The following is a 21,949-nucleotide window of genomic DNA, read 5'->3' on the forward strand; positions in this document are numbered from 1 at the left end:
ACGAACCGAGCCGGCTTCGAGGACGATGGCTTTCGTATGCCGGACCCGGCACTGAGTGAAGCATCACGAGACCTGCCACTTGCTTGAACTGCTGCCCTCAAGAAGGCATTGCAGTTGGGAGCTTGAGCCTGACGGCGGTTGATTGATGTGATCTGGGTGGGCCGCCGACCGTGAGGTCGCCGGCCCACCCAGAGATCGGTCGTCCAGGCACTGGGTCAGGGGGGTTCTGGAGCAATGCTCAAGACCTGTGGATCGGGCTTCGGGACGGGACGCGAAGGGTGTATCTTCCCGAACGATCCTTTGGTGTGACCCACCAGTATTCAGGTATCGCCGGACGGATCAAGAATTCACAGATTGGTGTGTTCCTCGCTTACGCCTCGAAGCACGGCCGGGCTCCGGTGGACCGGGAGTTGTATCTTCCGAGGGAGCGGACCTCCGATGGTGAGCGGTGTCGCGCTGCAGGTATTCCGGATGATGTCGGGTCCGCCACCCCGCCCTCAAGCGCTGCATGGTCGAACGCGCACTGGTGGCAGGGATTTCCTTTGAACACGAGGAAGACGACGGCCTACTTCCCAGGAGCGATGCTGGTCGCCATGTCACCAATGATCACGGGGATCGTTGCTTCATCGGCCTTGGTTCGTAGTTGCTCCACCATCGGGAGCGACAGCTCAATGCCGGTGACAGAGACCCCTCGCTCCGCGAGCGGGACGGCTACGCGGCCCGGTAACGATGGCGAACTCAAGCGCCTTCCCGCCACCCGCGAGCTGGGCGAGACGGTCCACGGCCGGTTCCAGGACCTCGGGCGCGAACATCCCGGAACCGGGCGTGTCATAGCGCCGGGCGGTATCGGCGTCCCAGATGTTCTCCTGCTGCATTCCCTCAACGCTCGCCGCTGGCCCATGTCGATGTCCACCGAGTTTTTCACGCAGGCGTCAGAACTGCTTCTCAGGCAGCCCTGGCACGCGTACGTTGATCTGGTCCAGGTCCGTGTCCTGACGACAGAGTTGTCGGGGACCTGGTCCTGAGCTTGGAGCCGCTTCTGGTCCGGGCGGTCCTCGACCTTGCCGTAGGACGCCCCGGAGCGCCTCCCCTCAACGCCATCCACCTCGCGGTACGCCGCGGCGCGCAGGCCAACCCGGCCCTCACCGTCGTACGCGAACGCCGCACCGATCCGGCAACCCGATGGGAAGGGCTCTGAGCGGATGCGGCGCCGGATCTACGTCACGGCGTGAGGGAGGTCAGGGTGCCCCCTTCGACCTTCAGGGCGGCGCCGGTGGTCGCCGAGGCACGGTCGGAACTGGTGAAGAGGATCAGATCGGCGACCTCAGTGGGCTGGATGAGCCGCTGGATCAGCGACGTCGGCCGGAACCGGGCGATGAACTCGCGCTGTGCGGCGTCGAAGGTCTCCGCCTCGGGGATGAGAGCGGTGATGTACTCCTCGATGCCTTCGGTGTGCGTGGGGCCGGGCAGCACGGAGTTGACGGTGACGCCGGTGCCGGCGGCGGCCTTGGCCAGGCCGCTGGCCACCGCCAGCAGGGCGGTCTTGGTCATGCCGTAGTGGACCATGTCGAGCGGTGTGTCGATGGCCGTCTCGCTTGAGACGAAAACGATGCGGCCGAACCCGCGCTCCATCATCCCGGGCATGTACTGGCGCGCAAGCCGGACGCCGCTGAGGACGTTGACCTCGAAGAAACGACGCCATTCCTTGTCCTGGATCTCCAGGACCGGGGTGGAGGCGAAGATGCCGGTGTTGTTGACCAGGATGTCAACCTCGGGCACCGCCTCCAGCAGTGCCTGTGCGCCCTCGGCGGTGGATACGTCGGCGGCGACGGTGACGATGTCCGCGCCCGGCACCCGGAGGCGGATGCCGTCGGCGGCCGCCTTGAGCCGGGCCTCGTCGCGCCCGTTGAGGACGGTGCGGGCCCCCGCCCGGGCGAAGGCTTCCGCGGTGGCCAGGCCGATGGAACGAGCCACCCCCATTATGAGACGGATCGTTCTCTCCAGCAAGCGCTTGACAGAGAGAACGTTCCGTCTCACTCTCGGAGAGAACGATCCGTCTCATCGGATGCGTCGCCGAGCGCGCCAGTTCAGGACGCCGCTCTACCCAAGGGAAGACTCATGCAGATCGACTTCGCCGGCCGTACCGCCCTGGTCACCGGCTCGACGCTGGCCGCTCACCCCGACAGGAGGCTCCAGGTGCGACGACCGGCCGAGGAGACGCGACGGCACATCCTGGACGTGGCCGGCGACCTGTTCTACTCCCGCGGCGTCCGCGCCGTCGGCATGGACCTTGTGATCGGCACGGCAGGCGTCGCCAACGCGACGCTGTACCGCCAGTTCGCCAACAAGGACGAGCTGGTCACCGCCTACCTGGTCAGCCGGAACGAGCACTGGTGGCAGCGCCTCCGCGAGGCGGCGGCAGCAGCACCCAGCCCCCGCGCCCGCATCAAGGCCCTGTTCGACCTCACCCGGCAGGACATGGCGGCGCCCGGCTACCGCGGCTGCGCCACACTGAACATCACCAGCGAGTTCCCCGACGCGGACCATCCCGCCCACGCGGCAGCCGTTGCCCACAAGACCGAGGTGCAGACCTGGCTCAGCGAACAGCTCCGCGCAGCAGGCGACGCGAACCCCGATGACACCGCCGGCAAGCTCCTGGTCATCCTCGACGGCGCCCAGGTCCTCGCGGCTGCCATGGCGACCGACACCCCAGGCGACCACATGATCCAGCTGGCGGAACAGCTTCTCGACGCGCGGCTGCCCGCACCTCTGTGACCGGATGACGACGGTCACCGCTCCGGTGATGTGGAAGTGATCTTGCGGGACATGCGGCGGGCCCGAGGGGCGCGGGCCGTATCCGCGGCCGAGCTCTTGGGCCCTTGGCGTTGCGCATCCAGCCGCGCAGCGCGGTCAGGTCCGTGGGCCCGGCCGCCCGCCTGCCGATCGGCCCCGCGCTCATTCGCGGCTTCCCGAGGCGAGCAGGCGGCTCGCGCAGCCGGGCAGCAGCAGAAGACAGACCGCCGCGACAAGCGCCGTCAGGACGGCGGGAATCGGGCGCTGGAGCATGGCGAGCACCGTCACCGCGGTGATGGAGACGCCTGCGGGCCGTTCACCAGCCTCAGGGCTGCGCGAGACGGTAAGGGCGCAGACGTCCCACGTTCCCGAGCGCAGACCTCTCCGCTGGTGGGCGCGGACACCGCGGCAGCCGCACGTGAAAGACAAGGCGTACAGCTCCCGCCGTGACCGCCGCTGCCTGCGCAGGCGTCGCATCTGGCACATCTCCCGAGCCGAGGAACCAGCGGGCGATCCAGCGGGGGGGACTTGGCGGTGAGGCGTTCGTAAACCAGTGGAGCAGCACCGCTGTGCGCCACTACCGTGCTGCCGAACCAAGTCGTCTGGGCAAGGGCGGGCCGTTGTACACCCTGTGAGACCTCCCGAGCGCTGAATCGTCGCGCGTCGCGCATGTGCGCCGCGCTCCTTTTTGCTGCGGATTTCTCACTGAAACCGGTGTACTTCTGTGCTCACAAACTGGGTGGTCGTGCCCACCTGCCTGCCGCTCGTCCTCCGACGCTGCCACGCGTGCGCGTCCGAGCGCTTCCGGGCATGCGGTAAGTTTCGGGTCAACGCACACCACAAGCTCATCGACGCCTGGCTCCTCGCGCTCTGTACCGCTTGCGGGGAAACTGCGAAGCTCACGGTCTTGGAGCGGATGAACGTGCGCTCCGTGCGACCTGCGCTGCTGGACCGGATGCATGACAACGACCCCGGGCTGGCAGCTGAGTTGCTCCAGAATCCGGTCGTGCGGCGCCGTAATCGCGTCGCCCTCGACTGGGAGAACGCCTGGCGCCTCGACACCGGCGGACCGGATCACCCGGACCACGAGGTGATCGACGTCTCGGTCCGCTTCGCGGCGCGGGTTCCTGTCCGGCCGGTGCGACTGATCGCCGAAGGTTGCGGTCTTTCGCGGGCCGAGGTCGAAAGACTGATCACGGAGGGGAAAGTCGTTTCGGCGGTCCGGCTGGGCGGCAGGCTCTCCGGCGACTTCACCTTCACGCTCAAGCGCTGAGCCCTCCGCGGGACGAGCGGCCTGTCCGGCGAGGTCCGCCGGGCAGGCCGCGTTCAGCGTGCCGTCGTGCGGGGGCGCCGGCCGGCCGTGACCGGTCACACGGTCTGGGCGGCCGCCTGCGCCGTTCTGGCTTCGTTCACGCTTGGGCGGTTCTGGCACAGCCTCCGTTCTCGCTCCGCTGCAGGTGGAGGCCTTGCACGGCATCGGTCCTCGTCAGGCTGCTGCGCTCCGTGACCACGGCATGCACTCGGTCGGGCTGCTCGCCACTGTCTCCCCGGCCACTGTGCAGCGCCTGTTGGGCCGGAAGGCCAGCCGGCTTGCCGCCGACCGCGCCCGCGGCCCGTATGGTCAGCCGGTCAGATCCGCATCCGCGTGGACCAGATCAGAGACCACATCATGTGCAGGCACCGGCGAGCGGCCTCGACCGCCCCGGACCCGTGCCGCGCAAGGCGCTGCTGCGCCGCTCGAACGCCAACCGGCCCCCTCCCGCACCACCAGCTCGCCCTCCAGCCCGGTGCCCGCGGCACCACGCGGTGGTCCGCCGCACCGGGTGCGCTTGAACTCCACCCGCCCATCGCCCGCCTCTGCGAAGCGATGGAGCGGGAGCTGCGCACCCGCCTCCAGGCGAACCTCTACGCCTCGTGGACCGGTACCGAGGGCTTCGGCGTCCACTGGGACGACCACGACACGATCACCGTCCAGCTGAACGGCGCGAAGTGGTGACGGATCTACGGCACCACCCGCCCGCACCCGCTCTACGCGACATCGCTGACCCGGGCGAGGCGCCCACCGAGCCGGTCGCGGACCTGGTCCTGCACCCCGGGGACGTGCTGTACATGCCGCGCGGCGTGTGGCACGCGGTCCCCGCCGACCAGGGCACCCGTTCCCTGCACGTCACCTGCGGCCTGCAGACCCACACCGCGACGGACCTGATGGCGTGGGTGTCCGAGCATCTGCTCACGCACGAGGACTGGCGCCGCGACCTGCCGCTGCTCGCACCGCCGGACGTCCAGGCCGACGCCGTTGACGGGATGCGTAAACGGCGGATGCGTAAACGGCTCGCCGAACTGCTGGACGATCCCGGCGTGCTCGCCCGCTCCCGGACGGCGATGGACGGGCAGGCCGTGGGGCGGGATGGTGCCGGCCAGAGGTTGCGGAGGCAGTTGCCGGCCATGTGCCGTCGGCTCAGGCTCGGGGTCCTCCCGCGCGGACGAGGCCGGTCTCATAGGCGATGACGACGAGTTGTGCCCTGTCCCGGGCGCCGAGTTTGGCCATGGCGCGGTTGGCGTGTGTCTTGACGGTGACAGGCGTGACGAAGAGGTGTTCGGCGATCTCGTCGTTGGACAGGCCTGTGGCGACCAGTGTCATCACTTCCCGCTCCCGCGGGGTGAGGGCGGTGAGCCGTTCGCGGTCGGCAAGCTCGCCGGGGGAGGGCTGGGCGAGGAAGCGAGCGATCAGTCCCTTGGTCGCCGTGGGTGAGAGCAGGGCCTCGTCGGCCGCGACGAGACGGATCGCGTCGAGGAGCTGGGCCGGATCGACGCCCTTGCCGAGGAAGCCGCTCGCGCCCGCCCGCAGGGCCTGGACGACGAACTCGTCCAGCTCGAACGTGGTCAGGACGAGTACCTTCACGCCGGCCAGGTCCTCGTCCTGACCGATCAGTCGGGTGCCCTCGATGCCGTCGACCTCGGGCATGCGGATGTCCATCACCACCACGTCGGCCCGCTGGGACCGGGCCAGTTCTGCCGCTTCGCGGCCGTTGGACGCCTCGGCGACGACCTCCATGTCCGGCTGCGCGTCGATGAGCAGGCGGAAGGTGCCGCGCAGCAGGGCCTGGTCGTCGGCGAGCAGAACGCGAATGGTCATCGGAAGCCTTTCGCCGGGGTCATCAGGTGTGTGGGGTGAGTACGAGCGGGAGTTCCGCGTGGACTTGGAAGCCGCCCTCCGGTCGGGGGCCGGCGGTGACGGTGCCGCCGATGGCGGTGGCGCGTTCGCGCATGCCGATGAGGCCGTGACCGGTGCCATGGCTCTGGGCGGTGCCGGGGAGGCCGTCGTCGGTGACGGTGACCCGCAGAACGTCGGCACCGTAGTCCAACGTCACCTCCACGTGCTGGGCGCAGGCGTGCTTGTGTGTGTTGGTGAGGGCTTCCTGGACGATGCGGTAGGCCGTCAGTTCGGTGGTCGAGGCCACAGGCCGGGGCAGCCCCCTGCGTTCCAGCTTCACGGGCAGACCGCCCGCTCGGAGATTGGCGATCAGCACGTCCAGGTCGGCCAGCCCGGGAATGGGGGTCCGGGAGTCCGGCGCGTCGTCGGGCTGGCGCAGCAGACCGACGGTGGCGCGCAGCTCGTCGAGCGCCGTGCGGCTGTTGTCCTTGATGTGGGCAAGCGCCTGGTGGGCCAGATCGGGGTCGGTCCGCAGCAGATGGTGGGCCACTCCCGCCTGGGCGTTGACCAGGGTCATATGGTGGGCGACGACATCGTGGAGTTCCCGGGCGATACGGACGCGCTCCTCGGTGACCCGCCGGCGGGCCTCCTCCTCCCGGCTCCTTTCCGCGCGCTCCGCACGCGCCTCCACCTCGGCGAGGCGGAGGCGCCGGCTGCGGACCGCGTCGCCCAGGGCAGTGGCCGCGATCGCGAGGTCGAACCGAAGGAGGGCGGTACCCGAGATCGGCGACTGCCCGCGGGTGGCCGCGTAGACGGTTGTGATCGCCAGGGAGGCGGTCACACCGGCGACCCACGCGGTGCTCCGGCTGCTGCGGGTGGCGAGCGTGTAGAGAGCCACCAGGCTCGCCGCCGGGGACAGGGCGAAATCCGGCAGGCGGGCCATGTGCGCGAGGTCGAGGGCCAGTGTGACGGCAACGACCGCAAGCGGCCACCGGCTGCGCACGACGAGGGGTGCGCAGGCAACAGCCGTCCAGGCGACGCCGCCCATCCTCGGGGCGTGCCACCCGGAGCCCCCTTGCCCCGCGGCACTCGCCGCCACCCCGACCAGGACCACCACCACGGCCGGGAGGGTGTCCCGTACCCGCCCGTGCCGGGCCAACCACTGCCGAGACACTGCTGTCACCTGCATTTCCTCACTATGCGGCAGCACACATACCGCGTGACACGGGCCCGGCGCGGTGGCGGTGCGCCTTCCACGCCGGGCCCGTGCCCCGGCCGAGCGACGTCAGCTGCCGACTCCAGCCGCCTCCGGCTCCCGGCCAGGACCGGCCCACTGCTCCCTATCCTGCGCCGGGCCCTCCACGGAGACGCGTGGAAGCACCCGGTCCAGCCGGCGGGGCAGCCACCAGTTGCCGCGTCCGCACAGGTGCATGAGCGCCGGTACGACGACCATGCGGATCAGCAGCGCGTCGAGCGCGACGGCCACCGCGAGGCTCACGCCGAACTCCGAGATCACCCGCATGCCGCCGAACACGAACGAACCGAAGACACAGACCATGATGGTGGCCGCCACGGCGATCACCTTGCCGGTCTCGGCCTGCCCCACCCGTACGGCGCGGTGGTTGTCCCCGGTGTGAGCCCATTCCTCCCGCATCCGGCTGACCAGGAACACCTGGTAGTCCATCGACAGCCCGAACATGATGCCGACGACGAGGATGGGCACGAACGACTCGATCGGTCCGGCGCCGCCGAGCCCGAGGAACGAGGCGCCGAAACCGTACTGGAAGACGACGACGATCGCCCCGAAGGCCACCCCGACGCTGAGGATGTTCAGCAGCGCGCCCACGGCCGGGATGAGCAGGCTACGGAAAGCGACGGTGAGCAGCAGGAAACCCAGCGCGGCGATCACGAGCACGAACAGCGGCAGCTTGCTCATCAGCACAGAGGCGAAGTCGTCGTTGCTTGCGGTGGGGCCGCCGACGTAGACCTTCATGGACGTGCCCTGCTCGGCCGGCGGGATCACGTCCGTGCGCAGGTGGTCGATCAGGTCGGAGGTCACCGCGGACTGCGGGGAGGTCTTCGGGACAACGGATATCACGCCGACGTCCTGCCCGTCCTTCATAGGGGCGGCGCTGACGCCGGCAACGCCGTCGACCTGCTCGATGGTGGTGGCCAGCTTGGCCTCGGCCGCCCTGTCGGCGGCGGAGGGGGCCTCGACGGCGAGGACGAGAGGGCCGTTGAAACCGGGGCCGAAGCCCTTGGCGATCATGTCGTACGCCTGCCGGTTCGTCGAGGTCGTCGGCAGGTTGCCGTCGTCAGAGGCGCCGAGCCGCAGGGTGAGCGCCGGCAGCGCGAGAGCCGCCAGCACGGCGAGGGCGACCAGACCGAACGTCTTCGGCCGTGCCTGCACCCGCCGGGCCCAGCGCCCCCACAGACCCGTCCCGGACTCGGATACGGCCTGTGCGCGGCCGCCGGTCAGAGCGCGGCGCTGACGGCGGCTGAGGACCCGCGTGCCGATCAGGCCGAGCAGCGCCGGCAGCAGGGTGATCGCGGCCAGCACGGTCAGCACCACGGTGACGGCGGCGCCGATGGCCATGCCGTTGATGATGCCGACGTTCAAGGTGAGCATGCCGAGCAGGGCGACGACGACGGTCAGTCCGGCAAAGACCACCGCACGACCGGAGGTATTGAGGGACGTGGCGATCGACTCGCCGACGCTCATGCCCGCCATCAGATTCGTGCGGTGCCGGTTGACGATGAACAAGGCGTAGTCGATGCCCACGCCCAGACCGATCAGGGAGCCGAGGGTCAGCGTGGTGTCGGACAGGGTGATCACATGGCTGAGCAGCATCACCGCGATCGCGGAGGTGCCCACACCCGCGATGGCCGTGATGATGGGCAGCGCCGCCACCCACACCGCCCGGAAGACGAACAGCAGCACCACGAAGGCCAGCGCGATTCCCATCGCGTCGGCGACCGGGTTCGGCTTGGGATTGACGGTGAACGCCTGCCCGTTCAGCGCGATGTGCAGCGATGCCGACTCCGGGGCGGTGGCGAGCTGCTTCACCCGCGCGATCTGCGTGTCGCTGACGCCCTGCTCGAACGAGACGGTGGCGTAGGCCGTCGTACCGTCCCTGCTGACCTGCCGCCCACCGGCAGCCGTGAACGGGCTGCTGACCGAGGCCACGCCCGGAGCGGTCTCGATCCTCTTCACGGCGTCGGCCATCGGCCGCTCGGAGGCGGGGTCGGTCACCTTGCCGTCCCGCACCTGCCAGACGACCCGACCGCTCTTACCCGCCGCGCTGCTGGAAGCCTTCTGCAGCAGGGCCGCCGCCTTGGCGGAGTCGGTGTTCTGCGAGGTCGGGCTGTTGCCGAAGCTGCTGCCGATGGCACCGACCGCGCCGCCGAGAGCGATCAGCAGGCCCACCCAGGCCAGGACGACAGCGAGCCGGTGCCGGTGGCACCAGCGGGCCAGAGGGGACATCGACGAGCCTCCCAGGGGTTACGTCACACGAGCCGGGCCGACAGCCCCGGCCCACCCTCACGCTCGCATCCCCCCGGTCTCTCGTCGTTGGCCGAACGCAGACACTCGGGTCTACTGCGATCGCAGTAGACCCGCGGCGTCAGCCGGCCTCAGGGTTCGCCCGGCCCAGGACCGTGTGGCCGCCCGAGACCGAGCAGGACAAGCGCCGCCGAATCGCAGCGCTGGTCGCAGCCGAGCAGGCAGAGCGGGACAGGGCCGCGCAGCAGGAACGGCAGCGCCAGGAGGAGGAACGCGCGGCCGCCGACGCCCGGCAGACGATGCCGCTGAGCGAGCAGTACTCGCCGGTGTTCGCGCACGATCCGCCGCCGCCCTCGCAGGCGCGTGGTGGCAGTCTTGGCGGCGCAGGACATGACCCGGGCGCACACAGCCCGCCGGCAGCCGGGACAGCATCCGGCAGCCGCCCCCACACCACCGTGGGCGTGACCTCACACAGGAGCGCACGAAGGTCGCCGGGCCGCGACGGGAGAGGAAAGACATGACGAGTTCGAGGGTTCCACTGGAGCCAGGACGCGGCCTGCCAAAGCGTCGACGCGGACCAGCTGTTCGCGGACAGCACCGGCCAGAACCGGGCCAAGGCGGTCTGCACGGGATGCCAGGTGCGCACCGAGTGCCTGGCCGACGCCCTCGACAACCGTGTCGAGTGGGGTGTGTGGGGCGGCATGACCGAGCGCGAGCGCCGGGCTCTGCTGCGCCGCAGACCCGATGCCGCCTCGTGCAAGAGGGTCCTGGCCGCCGGGCCTGGGTCTCAGTTCCCGCCCCGGGCGAGGGGACTGACGGGCACTCACCACGTGCCTCGTCCAGCCCCTGCCCCCCTTTGGCCGCTTCGCGCGTAGTGACGTCATGCCGACACCACATTGGCGTCCCACGCGCACGCGATGGGCTGATGTGCGTGACTACCGCAGTCACGCACTACTTCCCGCGGTTGCCGCCGTGTGCGCCTGTTGGGTCGGTCGCCAGGGACGGGCCCGGGAACGCGACGTCCCCGAGCCCTCCTCGCTTCGGAGTCCTCGGCGGTGGCCGCCTACTCATAGCAGCTTCCGGAGCACAGCACGGTGACCGTGCCGCTGTCGCCGGCCGTTGCGGAGGGGAGGTGGTGGGTGGTGGCCGTGGGGGAATTGCTGGTCTCCCAGGGCATGGGGGCGGCCATGGCCTGGGGAGCGAGGGCGGTGAAGACCGCGGTGCTCATCAACACGGCGGCCACCGCGCGCTTACGCAGACGCATCTGAACTCCTCAAACGGTGACGGGCCAACGGGGTTCGGCGGCCGGCACACTGCCGCGGGCAGGCCGCCACGGCTGGCTGCCAGTCTCACGGTGCGCGCAGCCCCGAACCAGGTTCGTCGAAAGGAGTCCGGTGCTTCTCTGCACAATCACCACGAATGACGGACCACACTCCGGACAGGCCCGACAACGGGCGCGGTAACTCCCCAATCAGCCGCATCGAACCCGTCGAAAGCCGACCAGGACGCCACCATGTGGCTGCCGCCGGTCGCCGACTACTGCCAGTACGCCACCGACTGGATCGCCGATAAAATCCGCTGGAGCCTGAGCATCGATGCGGCTGAACACACCGCTCTGTCCGTCGTCTGACCGCAGTGGCTGGTGTGGCTGCTGCGGTGGTGGGGGCGGTGGCGCTGCCGGCGTCGGCCGCCGGCCATCACGACGGCCGCCAGTACCGTCCGGCGGTGTTCATCAGCGACGTGCAGTACGACTTCCCGGGCCGGGACGACCGTTCCAACCGCTCGCTGAACGCGGAGTGGGTGGAGATCACCAACGACTAGGTGTGTTGTCCCGGGACGTTGGTGACACGCGTGCTGGATGCTTGAACAGGTGAGGGCCTTCTGGGTTCGGTGTGGATTGCGACATCTACGCCCGACCGCAGGAGGCCCTCGTGTCCCACCGTAACGCCCCGCTGACCCCGACCGGCAGGCTGCGTCTGGCCCGGTGTGTCGTGGACGACGGCTGGCCGCTACGGCGGGCCGCGGAACGCTTCCAGGTCAGCCACACCACCGCCGCCCGCTGGGCAGGCCGCTACCGGCAGCTGGGCGAGGCAGGCATGCACGACCGCTCCAGCCGCCCGCACCGTCAGCCACGCCGCACTCCGGCCGCCGTCGAGGCACAGGTCCTGCGGCTGCGGCGCGAGCACCGGATCGGGCCGCTACGACTGGCCGCTCGTGCCGGTATCGCCGCGTCCACCGCCCACCGCATCCTGGTCCGGCACGGCCTGCCTCCTCTGGCGGCCTGCGACCGGGCCACCGGCGAGCCCGTCCGCCGCTATGAACGCACCCGGCCCGGCGAACTGGTCCACATCGACGTCAAGAAACTCGGCCGCATCCCCGACGGCGGCGGGCACAAGGTGCTGGGCAGGGCCGACGGCCGCCGCAACAAGACGGGCACTGGCTACGCCTACCTGCACACCGCCCTGGACGACCACTCCCGCCTGGCCTACACCGAAGACCTACCCGACGAAACCGCCGCCACCTGCGCCGGCTTCCTGCGACGAGCAACCGCCTGGTTCGCCACCCACGGCATCACGATCGAACGCGTCCTGACCGACAACGCCTGGACCTACACCAAGAACACCTGGCGCGACACCTGCCACCAGCTGGGCATCCACCCCCGCTGGACCAAGCCCTGGCGGCCCCAGACCAACGGCAAGGTCGAACGTTTCCACCGCACCCTGCTCGACGAACGGGCCTACCACCGGCCCTACACCTCAGACACCGAACGCCAGGCAGCGTTCCCCGACTGGCTGCACTGGTACAACTACCACCGACCCCACACCGGCATCAGCGGCCAACCACCAGCCAGCCGCGTCACCAACCTCCCCGGACAGCACACCTAGCGGGAGGTCGGCGGCCTGCTGTCCCCGGGCGGCGCGGACCATCCCTGGCAGCACCGCCGATTCTTGGCCGAGTGGGGCGGGCGCGAGGTGATCGACCACCGGCCGGTCGTGCCGGCGTGGTGGTCGAGTTCGCCGGGGACACCGCGGTGGACCAGGGCCGCTACCGGCATCCCGTCCGCTACCTGCGCGTACGCGAGGACCTGAGCCCCCAGCAGCTGCCGCCCCCAGCGCTTTAGCCCGAAGCCACGCCCGTCGCTGCCGCGGGCGGGGTAGGGCAGGCGCACATTGGCGCAAAGGACGTCGAGAGAGGTGAACGTGCCCGAGCAGAAGGGCGGCGGCTGGCTGTCCCGCTTGCGTCGCAGAAGCGACCGAACCCGAAAGCCGGCTCGGGCGCTTGGCGGCCGAGCCGATGTCACGATTCCGAGACCTCCTATGTGCCCAGGGTCACATTTATGCGAAGATCGCTCGCGGTTCGGCAGGAGGGGTGGAGGGGCTATGGCGGGCAAGGATGATCAGTTCGAAGCGTCTGCTTCAGCCCTCGGCTACCTCTACCAGTTCGCCAAGGCGCTGCAGCTCTGCATCGAGCAGTGGGTGGGAGGACTGGAGTGGAGCGTTGCCGTTGAGGCGGCCGATGACATCGAAAAGCATGCCGGGTCGCTGACAGAGCTGCTTCAGCTCAAGCAGCGAGCAGAAGGTACGCGGCTGACTGACTCGGCCCCTGATCTGTGGAAGACACTGCGGATCTGGTGTGAGGCGGCTACGAGCGGGCGGATCGATCTCGCGGAAACGAGCCTGTTTTTGATGACGACGGCCGAGCTGCCGCCCGGCAGTGCCGGCTATCACCTGCAGCCCAAGGCGAGCGGGCACCGTGACGAAGGCAAGGCGCTCGCTTTGCTGCGGGCGGCTCGTGAAGCGTCCTCGAGTGACAAACTGCAGAAGGCGTTCGCGGCCTTCGACGGCCTGGAAGCGGACGGGGCTGCGGGGCAGAGCGCCCTGCTTGCCCGGATCGACGTCATCGGTGATGCTCCCCGGATCGACGAGGTCCGCGAGACCATGCTCGGTCACGCGGCCCTCGTCGTGGGGCATGACCTCGCCAAGCCCTTCCTCACGCGCCTGGAGGGCTGGTTCTACGACCGGGTGATTGAGCAGATGCGTTCGCCGGGCGGTGCTCCCATCACCGGCGAGGAGTTCGACCAGGTCTTCAGCGATCTACGCCACCAGTTCGGCCCCAACAGCCTGCCCATCGACCCCGATATCGCCGACCTGGACCCTGAGCCTGCCGAGTCTGCCGACAAGATGTTCGTCCGCCAGCTGGACCTGATCGGCGTCGGCTCCGAACGCATCCGTCTGGCCGTGCGGGACTACGTGCGCGCCTTCAATCAGCGCTCACGCTGGTCGGAGGAGAAGCTCCTGCGGGTGGGAGAACTTGGCAGGTATGAGCGCAGGCTGGTGGAGGAGTGGCAGGCGCGTTTCGCGGACATGCGCGAAGACCTCGGCGATGAAGCAACCGAGGAGGAGATGAAACGTGAGGCCAAGCTGATCTACCGCTGGGTGGACCGCGAAGCCCGCGCCCAGATACGCACCGGCCTTGAAGAGGTGTTCATCCCTAAGGGGTCGTATCACATGCTCGCCGACGAGCTGCGGGTCGGCTGGCATCCGGACTTCACCGCCCGGCTGATGGCCCTCCTCGAGCCGGCCGGAGCACGCTCATGACGGCAGTTGACCTGAGCCGCGAGGAGCGAGCCCTGTACAACCCGGCGTTCACCGCGGTGCTGTGCGCCCGGGCCGTTCAGGGCTACGACAAGGAGTACGCCGCCCCGTGCCCTCTGCCGGTGGCCGTGACAGCCGCCGTCATGGCCCTGCAACCGGCTATCCGGGCCGTCCTGCCGGCCACCACAGGAACCGGCCTGATGGGGTGGCTGGACGAGAACGACGCCGTGCGAGTTGCCATGACACGCAACGCGGCCTCGTTGGCTGCCGTCGTGCGACCCGGTCTGCTGTTCGCGTTGCAGAGCCGCATCCTGCACTGCCACAGCGGCGGCCTGGACCCGGTCCCCCGCGCACTCGCCAAAACGATCAAAGGCGACACGGAACAGAGCGTCGCCATCCAAAAGGCTGCTTTCCAGCTCGGCCGCTGGCTCCCCAGCACCCGAAGCCTCAGTACCGTTCTGACCCTTCTTGGAGTCCAGCCGTGACCTTTCAGATCCGTGCGGTCACCATCTACGGCAAACAGGCCGACCAGGTGCGCACGGTGCCCTTCGCGCCCGGCACCCTCAACATCGTCACCGGCGACTCCCGACGCGGCAAAAGCGCCCTGCTGACCATCATCGACTACTGCCTGGGCAGCTCCGGCTACCCGGTCAAGGCCGGCAAGGTCCGCGACTACGTCAGCGCCTACGCGCTCACCCTGGTCAAGCCCGACCAGCAGCTCTTCATCGCCCGCCGCGCACCCGAAGGCAAATCCGCCGTCAGCACCGTCCTGTGCATCCTCCCGCGAGCCCCCGACACACCGCCCCCACCACTGCAGGAGCTCACGTTCGCGACCCCGCTGGACGCGGCGAAGGACATCCTCAGCGACTTCTGCGGCATCGACCGCACCGTCCGCGTACCGGCTGTCGGCCGAGCCCAGACCATCGCCCTATCCATCCGCCACGCCCTGTTCTTCTGCTTCCAGGCCCAAAACGAGGTCGCCAACCCCGACCTGCTCTTCCACTCCCAGGGCGAGGAATGGCGGCCCAACACCATCCGCGGAGTCATCCCCTACTTCCTGGGCGCCGTCGACCCCGAACAGGCGCTGCGTCGCAACCGCCTCCGCCTCCTGCGCCGCGACCTCGCTGACCTCGAGACCGCGCTCGCCCCCTCCCAGAACCTTGACCCCGCCACCGGCCAAGCCCGCGCCCTGCTCACCGAAGCCGTCGAAGCACACCTGCTGGCGCCCCTGACCGACCCAGAGCCATCAGCCGACGACGTACTGGACCTCCTGCGCCAGGCCCTGAGCCACACCGAGCCCTCGCCTGAACACGACAGCGGTGAGGACCCGCTCAGCGCCCTCACCGCGCGGCGCAACGAGCTACGTGCCCTTCACGGCCAGACTCGAGTGAAGATCGCCGATCTCAGGCGCCAACTCGCCGAAAACACCGACTTCACCGCCCAAGCCACCGAACAACGCGCCCGCCTGGTCTCCCTCGGCCTGCTCCGCCGAGACCCCGAAACCTCCGGCGCCACGCACTGCCCTGTATGCCAGAGCACCCTGCCCTCCGCCAATGACACCGTCACCGCCCTGACCCGTGACCTCGCCCATCTGAACGGTGATCTCCAAGTAATCGGCAGTGACACCCCGGCGATCCAACGCCTGATCAGCCAGGAAGAAGACCGCCTACAAGAACTGCGCTCCGCACTCGCCCGAAATCAAGAAGAGATTAACGAAGTCACCGCAGGCCTGCGCGCCCTCCAACAACAACCCGACGACGCGCGCCGCGCCGCCATGGTCCAGGGACGCATCAGCCTCTACCTGGACACCACCGCTCACCGCGCGGTAACCCCTCAAGTCGAAGACCGGCGAGCAGAGCTCCGCCAGCAGATTGCCGACCTTGAAGAACTACTCAGCGACGACACGCAGGGCGAGCGCCTCGCCAGCTACCTCTCGCTGATCAGCCAAAAGATCACCAGTAAGGCCGCCGCGCTCAGCCTGGAGCACTCGGAAAACCCTATCCGGCTCGACGTCAACCGCCTCACCGTCATCGCCGACAAGGCGGACGACCCGCTACCGCTACCCGAGATGGGCAGCGGTGAGAACCACCTTGGCTACCACGTAGCCGCCATGCTCAGCCTGCACGAGTGGTTCACCGAGCACCGCGCACCAGTGCCTCATCTCCTGGTGCTCGACCAGCCGTCGCAGGTCTTCTTCCCGCCCGACCACACAGGCGAAGCCATCCTGGGCGCCAACGACCGCCACAAGCTGCTGAACATCTTCCAGGCGATCCATCAGACGCTGCGCCTGCTAGAAGGCCGGTTCCAAGTCATCGTCATGGAACACGCCGACCTCGATCACCCCGACTTCGGACCGTACGTGACTCAGCGATGGCGCTACGACACCAATCAAGCACTCGTACCAGCCGAGTGGATCGAGGAAGACGCTGACTAAGGGCCGGGGCTGGTAGTGGAGGGTGCCGCTGAGCTGGGCGTGAGCGTGGTGTCGATCTGCGAAAGGGTAGCGTCACGTGGCTGTCTGTTCCGTAGCGAGGGGGCGTGCTCTTTCGCTATTCTCATTGGCACCCCCTGCGGCTTACGGCTACGTATGGGCCCGTGCCGTCCCAGGCCGTGTGGGGGAGCCATACCGTCTAGAGTCGCCCCGCGATCCGGGGGCCGCCTGTGGTGGCCACCAGTTTCGCCGACGGCGCGCGATCGAAGACGTGGCCCCCGTCATGTCTACCGGCGGTAGAATCGGCTCTATGAGCAAGCCGACGAGCATCAAAACCAGCGAGGAAGTGCGCGACCGGCTGCGTATCCTCGCGGAGGAGCGCGGCACCACCATCACGGAGCTGCTGGAGGATCTCGCTACCCGGGAGCTCACGGCGGCCGAGCGGGAGCAGCGGGCTTTTGAGGCTGCCCGTGAGCTCGGCATCGAGTACACCGAGCAGGTCCAGCAGGCCGGCCAGGACGCCTGGGCGAAGATCCGCGCCCATCAGGGCGGCGCCGCCGCATGAACCTGACGGCCGTCCTGGACCACACCGCTCTGGCCGCCCTGTTCCGTGCGGATCCCTTCTTCACCGGCCTCTACATCGAGGCCTCGCGTGGCACTGGCCGGGTCATCATCCCGTCGCTGTCCATGCTGGCCGCCGAACGGCAGCTCGCTGGTGCCGGCAAGCACGCGGCGTCCCTGCGGTTCGCGGAGAACGTGCCGTTCGCCGCAGCGCACGCGGTGGATGCGATGGACTGGCGAAACGTCGACTGGCCGGTGGCGCACGCGGCAGCGATCGCTTGGCAGGCGGTGAAGGCGGGGGAACCGCTCACTGTCCTGTCGCTGGAACCCGAGCTGTATACGGGCACCGGCATCACTCCACTGAACCCGACCTGACCTTCGGCTCGGCGGGTCTGCGGCGCCGGCCGCAGACGGTTGTCAGGATGGTGGGTATGGAAAACGCGACGGCGGCGCACGACGAGCGGCTGCGGGACCTGGAGGCGGATATTGACGCCCTCGAAGATGCCGTCGGCGCGCCGGGGGAGCGGCCGATCACCCAGCGTCTGGACATGATCGAACGAGTTCTGTTCGCTCTTGCCCGTGCGCAGGGCGTCGACCCGGACGCCATCTGAGCTTTGCCCGCCGGCATGGCTGCGGCCCGCGAACACGCCAGGTGTTCGCGGGCCGCAGCTCTATGCGCGCTGGTCAGACGATCGCCGGACGCGTGTCACGGCAGAGGTCTTGAGTGTGGGGTGCCTGCTGCTCTACCGGTTCACGGCGCCGGGCCCACGGGTGCCCCTTCTGCCGCGCGGACACGTACGGCGGGGATGGCCGACTGGGCGTACACCCAGCGCGTCCGGCTTTCAGGAGCCGGATAGCCGCTCGGTTCACGCAGCGGGAGGCGGCCGCCCGCCCTCCGTGCCCGGCAGCGCCGTGCTTGTGCCGCGCGCTGCCCCCAGGCGAGCCCGCGCTCCTGCCGGGTTGGGCCTGCGTCCGCCGTCCCGCTCCCGACCGCCCCGCGCCGCGACAGTCCGCGCGCCCGTGTCGCGCCGCCGTCCGGCGGAGGTCGTGCTGCTGCGCCCCGCCCGCCTGGCCGCGACGTGCCCGCGGCCGTTTCGCTGGACCGTTCGGCCGCCCGGCCGGAGCCCCCGAGGGCGTCACGTCGGGTGTCACACTCTCGTGGCACGCTCCTCGGGAACACGCTCTGGCCTGCGAAAAGCCGGGCGTGCTGCCCTTGGTCTCCCGGGTGCCGGGCGTGACGGCGTGACGCCCTGCGCCCGAGACGTTCGGATCGCTGCGGGGCCGCCCGGGCGGCCCCGGTCTCGCGCCCGCTCCAGGCTGGCTGTGCAGTGCGAGCAATGCCCCTTCGACCTCGTCCGACACCGGTCCCGGGTGAGCCCGCTGCCCTGCCGGCTGCTGTCCAGTGAGCTCGCCGGTGCCGGCTACTTCATCCGCGCCGCCTTCACCGACGAGGTGCGGCTGCCTCTGGTCCGGCGCAGCGCCGGGCACACCCCCGGCCCAGGACAACGCCGGCAAGGTCGCCGAACGCGGCCGCCCATCCGCGCAGCCCCGATGCCCTGCTCCTGGCCGCCCACCTGCTCACCCGCCCTGGTCCCGCCCCCGAGTACGACGCCGACGTCCGCCGCCACGCCCGCACCCTGCTGAAGGCCGCCACAACGCTGCCCGGTGCCGAGCGTCCCGCCGAGACGGAACAACTGCGCCGGGCCCTGATCGAAGCCGGCGAGGTGGACCTCGCCCGGACGACGGCGACCGACTGACCGGCCGGGCCCGGGTGCCACCGGGTCGGGGTCTGGAATGAGCGGGGGACGACTGATGACTTGTGTCGGCCCGGCCGGCCTGCCGGCTGGCGCCGCGTCCTCATGGCCATGACGGGCTGAGCGTCCCTGGCCGCGCCATGTTGGCTCAGTGCGGACGACCGCATGTTCACCGCCCCGCCCGCCCCCGCCGTCGGTCGGCCTGCGTCCCGCCGGCCGTCCGCCGCCTGTCCGGCGTCCTGGAAGCCGTCCCGCATGCCGTTCCCTGTCCTGCGGCCGCCGTCCCCTGTCGTGCGGCCGTGCCCCGCCCGCTGTGCCGGCGCGTTGCCCCAGCCTTGCCATCTGCGCCTCCGCGTCTTCGTGCCGCTGTCCGGCCGCCTGGCGAGCCCGGGCCCGTCCCGCTGTGCTGTGCCGGTCTGCTGCGGCCCTGTCCTGCTGGGTTGGGCCTGTGTCCGCCGTTCCGCTGCCGCCTGTCCGGCCGCCCGCGCCGCGCCCGGCTGTCCTGCGGCCGCGCCCGTCGTCGTATCGTCAGCGCTTTCGTGCCGTCCCGCCGTCCCGCCGTCCGGCCGCCGCGGTCCCGCCCGCGGCCCTGGCCACCCGCGCCCGGCCTCCGGCCGCCCGTTGGCGGTCCGCCGTCCCGTGCACCGCGCCGTGCCAGGTCGCCTGGGGGGCTTGCGTCGAGCTGCGCGGCGTCTTGGACGGCCGAGCCGTCGCCCGACCGTCCCGCCCGCCTGCCCGGAGGCCGGGCCTCCGTGCCGCGCCGTGCGCTGGGCTGCCTGCTGCCGGCCGGGTTCGCGTGGCTCCCGGCCGGCGCTGTGCCTGGCGGCTCGGCGCGCTGCACTCCCGGGTTGGGTCTGTGCCCGGCGGCCCGGGCCGGGTTGCTGTTTGTCGTACGCCCTGGGCGTGCGCTGTCCCGGTTCGTGCCGGAGGTTCCTGGCCGCGCGCCGCGGTGTGGTGTGCGCTGCCTGACCTGTATCCCGTTTACCGGCCGGCAGAGGGGGGCGCTGTGGTGAGCGGCTCTGGTGTGAGGCGGTCACATCGGCGCCGGGGAGCGGGACCAGTGGGGCTGCTCGGCGGCCGCGACCCGGATGGTCGGCGGTATGTGGCTTCCGGGCTCGGCGGGAGGGTCCTTCAGTTCGCCCGGGTGTTCATGGGCTCTCCTGCTCCTTTCTCGCCTCGTCGATGGCCTGCTGGGCCTCGTCCAGGGTCATGGCGGGCTGGTCGCCGGGCTGGGCGATGACGATCTGCGGTTTGTTCGTGTCGGTCCAGCCGCTGTCGTAGCGACGGTGCTCGGTCATGGTGTGCTCACCTCCTCGTCGGCGCTGTCGGTGCTGTCGGTGCTGTCGGTGCTGTCGGTGCTATCGGTGCTATCGGTGTGGTCGGTGTGGTTGTCCTGCATGACGGCGAGCAGGGCCTTCAGCTTGTCCGTGGGCATGCCCGCCCGTTTGTCGTGCCGGACCTCGATCCCGGCGGCGAGAAGCTGCGCGAACAGTGACGCCCGCTGTGTCCTGTCCTCGTACTGCTCCAGTGTCAGCAACCGTGCCGGACGGGCGTGCTGGCCTTCTTCGATTCCGGTTGTGCGGTGGTAGCGCTCTCGGCGCTCGTGACCGTGGAGGTTCACGTACAGGTACTTCCTTCCGACGCGGGAGACGGTCACGGGCTCGTCTCCCCTGAAGCGGTTCCCGCTGACCAGGACGAGGTTGTCGCCGGCCTTCACGCCGTTCAGTCCCTCGGTGCTCATGTCAGTGTCCGCTCACTTTTCGTCGTCGTGGCCGGCGGCGTGGGCTTTGCGGTCGCGCGGGCGGCCGTGCTTGTCCAGCACCCGGTACAGGCGGGAGGGCGGCATGCCGGCGGCGAGCGCGATGCCCTTGCGGTCGGCGTACGGGCCGGTTTTGTCCGCCGCGACCATGGCCAGCTCGCGGAATGCCTCCAGGTGCTGGATGACGCGGGAGGTCTGCGCGATGGTGGCGATCAGGTCGGTGAACGTCTGGGCCTGCCGGGGCGGTTCGGCGCCGGCCGTGTTTCGGATCGCGTCGATGAACGCGTTGGCGAGGTCGGGTGTGATGCCCGAGACGGTGTCCTTGTTGCCGTCGGTGTCACCGATTTCGGCGTACAGCTCCTTCATGACGCTTATGCTACATGTATAGCGAACGCTACATAAGAGGTGTTGGTCATCCAGAGAGCGAACTACTTCACCGGCTGGCTCCTTCGGGCCACAGCACTCGTACCGGGACGCCGGTCCGTTCGGCGTACGCCACCACGTCCGCGGTGCCCCCGTATCCTCGTGCCGGTTTCCCGTCCCATACGGCGATCAGCTCGTCCACCAAGCCGACGAGGATTTCGGATCCGGCCTGGTGGGCTTCGGAGGTCGACGCGGTGATGCCGGTGTGGTGGATGTCGGCCGCGCGAGAGAGGAGCTGGTCGTAGACGGGGTGATGCCAGTCGGGCAGTCCCTGGCGGTACTCGGTGGCCGGGATGACGACCTCGAGGCGGCCGCCGTGGTGCAGGACGGTTTCGGCGAACCAGGAGTCGGGTCCGTCGGCGATGCACGAGACGCCGACGAGTTCGGCTGTGTCGTACTGGCTGACCTGGTCGACCAGGAGAGTCCGCACCTGTTCCTCGACCTGTGTGCTCAGTCCGCGGTGCCCGGTGATCCCCACCCTCATGCGTGGTCACCCTCCCTACAGGTAGACGCCGTGGAGGCGTTCGTCGAAGCCGCGCACCACTTTCGGCGGTGTGCTGGTGGTGAGGCTACGGCGCACACCGCGGGCGCGTTCCACGATCCGGCCGGAGCGGTACTGCAGGCCGACCTCGAGCGCGTGGGAGGCGAGGGCGAACGCGGCCTCCACCTGCCCGTCGGCGAGATGGCCGGCGGCGATGTCGAGCACCAGCAGAGCGCGTTGCTTTGAATGCCCGGTGGTCAGGGCCTCCACGTCCTCATCCAGCACCCACTGTGGCAGCCCGAGGCGGGCGCCGCAGGTCACGCGGCAGGCGGCCACCTTGTCCGGGGTGAAGGAGAACACCCACGGCCACGGTGGAGGCTCCTGGTCGGCCGCCAGGGCCTGTGAGCTGCCCCGAGTTTCGTAGAGTCCGGTGATCTTGTTTCAGGCGGACTGTGGGGTGGCTTGCTGTTGTCGCCACCAGTCACGTTCGTACTCG

23 protein-coding genes and 3 pseudogenes are annotated in these 21,949 nt (G+C 69.6%); 14 read left to right on the forward strand and 12 right to left on the reverse strand.

From position 1 onward, the window contains the following. Positions 1-293: 293 nt before the first annotated feature. Positions 294-506, forward strand: a pseudogene (locus ACH4LD_RS42070) (transposase); the annotation flags it as partial. A 62-nt stretch (positions 507-568) separates the two neighbouring features. Here the strand turns inward: ACH4LD_RS42070 and ACH4LD_RS42075 are convergent. Both ACH4LD_RS42075 and ACH4LD_RS42080 read right to left on the reverse strand, forming a co-directional pair. Next, a pseudogene (locus ACH4LD_RS42075) lies at positions 569-875 on the reverse strand (class I SAM-dependent methyltransferase); the annotation flags it as partial. Between the two features lie 346 nt (positions 876-1,221). Next, positions 1,222-1,980 (reverse strand): SDR family NAD(P)-dependent oxidoreductase, encoded by a 759-nt coding sequence (locus ACH4LD_RS42080; protein ID WP_398059584.1) that lies wholly within the window; start codon positions 1,978-1,980, stop codon positions 1,222-1,224. Between the two features lie 138 nt (positions 1,981-2,118). On the opposite strand from ACH4LD_RS42080, the gene ACH4LD_RS42085 reads away from it, so the two are divergent. Then, positions 2,119-2,775: a TetR/AcrR family transcriptional regulator gene (locus ACH4LD_RS42085; RefSeq protein WP_398059586.1), complete on the forward strand. Its 657-nt coding sequence runs from the start codon at positions 2,119-2,121 to the stop codon at positions 2,773-2,775. Between the two features lie 180 nt (positions 2,776-2,955). On the opposite strand, the gene ACH4LD_RS42090 is transcribed toward ACH4LD_RS42085, so the two are convergent. Further along, complete coding sequence (locus ACH4LD_RS42090; protein WP_398059588.1) at positions 2,956-3,081, reverse strand: hypothetical protein; 126 nt, start codon at positions 3,079-3,081, stop codon at positions 2,956-2,958. 436 nt (positions 3,082-3,517) lie between these two features. On the opposite strand from ACH4LD_RS42090, the gene ACH4LD_RS42095 reads away from it, so the two are divergent. The 3 genes from ACH4LD_RS42095 (at position 3,518) to ACH4LD_RS42105 (ending at position 5,301) form a co-directional block, all read left to right on the forward strand. Beyond that, positions 3,518-4,066 (forward strand): DUF1062 domain-containing protein, encoded by a 549-nt coding sequence (locus ACH4LD_RS42095; protein ID WP_398059589.1) that lies wholly within the window; start codon positions 3,518-3,520, stop codon positions 4,064-4,066. 594 nt (positions 4,067-4,660) lie between these two features. Continuing rightward, positions 4,661-4,789 carry a JmjC domain-containing protein gene (locus tag ACH4LD_RS42100; protein ID WP_398059591.1) on the forward strand — a complete coding sequence of 43 codons (129 nt, stop codon included), beginning with the start codon at positions 4,661-4,663 and terminating at the stop codon, positions 4,787-4,789. Further along, positions 4,786-5,301: a JmjC domain-containing protein gene (locus ACH4LD_RS42105; RefSeq protein ID WP_398059594.1), complete on the forward strand. Its 516-nt coding sequence runs from the start codon at positions 4,786-4,788 to the stop codon at positions 5,299-5,301. The genes ACH4LD_RS42100 and ACH4LD_RS42105 overlap by 4 nt, the downstream gene beginning before the upstream one ends. Here ACH4LD_RS42105 and ACH4LD_RS42110 read toward each other — a convergent pair. The 3 genes from ACH4LD_RS42110 to ACH4LD_RS42120 all read right to left on the reverse strand — a co-directional run bounded on the left by ACH4LD_RS42110 (position 5,252) and on the right by ACH4LD_RS42120 (position 9,431). Then, on the reverse strand, positions 5,252-5,929 hold the full coding sequence (locus ACH4LD_RS42110; protein ID WP_398059596.1) for a response regulator: 678 nt from the start codon (positions 5,927-5,929) through the stop codon (positions 5,252-5,254). The two genes, ACH4LD_RS42105 and ACH4LD_RS42110, sit on opposite strands and share 50 nt — an antisense overlap. A gap of 22 nt (positions 5,930-5,951) precedes the next feature. Further along, on the reverse strand, positions 5,952-7,136 hold the full coding sequence (locus ACH4LD_RS42115; RefSeq protein WP_398059598.1) for a sensor histidine kinase: 1,185 nt from the start codon (positions 7,134-7,136) through the stop codon (positions 5,952-5,954). Between the two features lie 96 nt (positions 7,137-7,232). Then, positions 7,233-9,431, reverse strand: coding sequence for an MMPL family transporter (locus tag ACH4LD_RS42120; RefSeq protein WP_398059600.1), 2,199 nt, complete (start codon positions 9,429-9,431; stop codon positions 7,233-7,235). 599 nt (positions 9,432-10,030) lie between these two features. Here ACH4LD_RS42120 and ACH4LD_RS42125 point away from each other — a divergent pair. Further along, the gene (locus tag ACH4LD_RS42125; protein ID WP_398059628.1) at positions 10,031-10,324 is read left to right on the forward strand and encodes a WhiB family transcriptional regulator; all 294 of its coding nucleotides are present in this window, start codon (positions 10,031-10,033) and stop codon (positions 10,322-10,324) included. A gap of 188 nt (positions 10,325-10,512) precedes the next feature. On the opposite strand, the gene ACH4LD_RS42130 is transcribed toward ACH4LD_RS42125, so the two are convergent. Next, positions 10,513-10,713 (reverse strand): hypothetical protein, encoded by a 201-nt coding sequence (locus ACH4LD_RS42130; protein ID WP_398059602.1) that lies wholly within the window; start codon positions 10,711-10,713, stop codon positions 10,513-10,515. 380 nt (positions 10,714-11,093) lie between these two features. Here ACH4LD_RS42130 and ACH4LD_RS42135 point away from each other — a divergent pair. From ACH4LD_RS42135 to ACH4LD_RS42170, 8 genes and pseudogenes are all read left to right on the forward strand, one after another. Then, positions 11,094-11,267: pseudogene (locus tag ACH4LD_RS42135) on the forward strand (lamin tail domain-containing protein); the annotation flags it as partial. A gap of 113 nt (positions 11,268-11,380) precedes the next feature. Continuing rightward, the gene (locus ACH4LD_RS42140; protein ID WP_398059604.1) at positions 11,381-12,334 is read left to right on the forward strand and encodes an IS481 family transposase; all 954 of its coding nucleotides are present in this window, start codon (positions 11,381-11,383) and stop codon (positions 12,332-12,334) included. A 495-nt stretch (positions 12,335-12,829) separates the two neighbouring features. After that, positions 12,830-14,047, forward strand: coding sequence for an ABC-three component system protein (locus ACH4LD_RS42145; protein WP_398059606.1), 1,218 nt, complete (start codon positions 12,830-12,832; stop codon positions 14,045-14,047). Continuing rightward, a complete protein-coding gene (locus tag ACH4LD_RS42150) occupies positions 14,044-14,529 on the forward strand; it encodes a three component ABC system middle component (RefSeq protein ID WP_398059608.1) in 486 nt (161 codons plus the stop codon). Before ACH4LD_RS42145 ends, ACH4LD_RS42150 begins: the two co-directional genes overlap by 4 nt. Beyond that, a complete protein-coding gene (locus tag ACH4LD_RS42155) occupies positions 14,526-16,478 on the forward strand; it encodes a DUF3732 domain-containing protein (protein WP_398059610.1) in 1,953 nt (650 codons plus the stop codon). Before ACH4LD_RS42150 ends, ACH4LD_RS42155 begins: the two co-directional genes overlap by 4 nt. Before the next feature lie 307 nt (positions 16,479-16,785). Further along, positions 16,786-17,040 (forward strand): hypothetical protein, encoded by a 255-nt coding sequence (locus ACH4LD_RS42160; protein WP_390651322.1) that lies wholly within the window; start codon positions 16,786-16,788, stop codon positions 17,038-17,040. Beyond that, positions 17,037-17,411: a PIN domain-containing protein gene (locus ACH4LD_RS42165; RefSeq protein ID WP_398059612.1), complete on the forward strand. Its 375-nt coding sequence runs from the start codon at positions 17,037-17,039 to the stop codon at positions 17,409-17,411. The genes ACH4LD_RS42160 and ACH4LD_RS42165 overlap by 4 nt, the downstream gene beginning before the upstream one ends. Positions 17,412-17,467: 56 nt before the next feature. Further along, positions 17,468-17,647 carry a hypothetical protein gene (locus tag ACH4LD_RS42170; RefSeq protein WP_398059614.1) on the forward strand — a complete coding sequence of 60 codons (180 nt, stop codon included), beginning with the start codon at positions 17,468-17,470 and terminating at the stop codon, positions 17,645-17,647. Positions 17,648-19,938: 2,291 nt separating this feature from the next. Here the strand turns inward: ACH4LD_RS42170 and ACH4LD_RS42175 are convergent. From ACH4LD_RS42175 to ACH4LD_RS42195, 5 genes are all read right to left on the reverse strand, one after another. Then, positions 19,939-20,088 carry a hypothetical protein gene (locus tag ACH4LD_RS42175; protein WP_398059616.1) on the reverse strand — a complete coding sequence of 50 codons (150 nt, stop codon included), beginning with the start codon at positions 20,086-20,088 and terminating at the stop codon, positions 19,939-19,941. Further along, positions 20,085-20,531, reverse strand: a complete 447-nt coding sequence (locus ACH4LD_RS42180; protein WP_398059618.1) for a hypothetical protein — start codon at positions 20,529-20,531, stop codon at positions 20,085-20,087. Before ACH4LD_RS42180 ends, ACH4LD_RS42175 begins: the two co-directional genes overlap by 4 nt. A gap of 12 nt (positions 20,532-20,543) precedes the next feature. Further along, positions 20,544-20,915: a hypothetical protein gene (locus ACH4LD_RS42185; RefSeq protein ID WP_398059620.1), complete on the reverse strand. Its 372-nt coding sequence runs from the start codon at positions 20,913-20,915 to the stop codon at positions 20,544-20,546. 67 nt (positions 20,916-20,982) lie between these two features. Further along, entirely contained in the window at positions 20,983-21,456 is a 474-nt protein-coding gene (locus tag ACH4LD_RS42190; RefSeq protein ID WP_398059622.1) for a hypothetical protein, read from the reverse strand. Positions 21,457-21,471: 15 nt separating this feature from the next. After that, positions 21,472-21,813, reverse strand: coding sequence for a hypothetical protein (locus tag ACH4LD_RS42195; RefSeq protein WP_398059624.1), 342 nt, complete (start codon positions 21,811-21,813; stop codon positions 21,472-21,474). Between the last annotated feature and the right edge of the window lie 136 nt (positions 21,814-21,949).

It is taken from the genome of Streptomyces sp. NPDC017676, assembly GCF_044329325.1.
Lineage (GTDB): Bacteria > Actinomycetota > Actinomycetes > Streptomycetales > Streptomycetaceae > Streptomyces.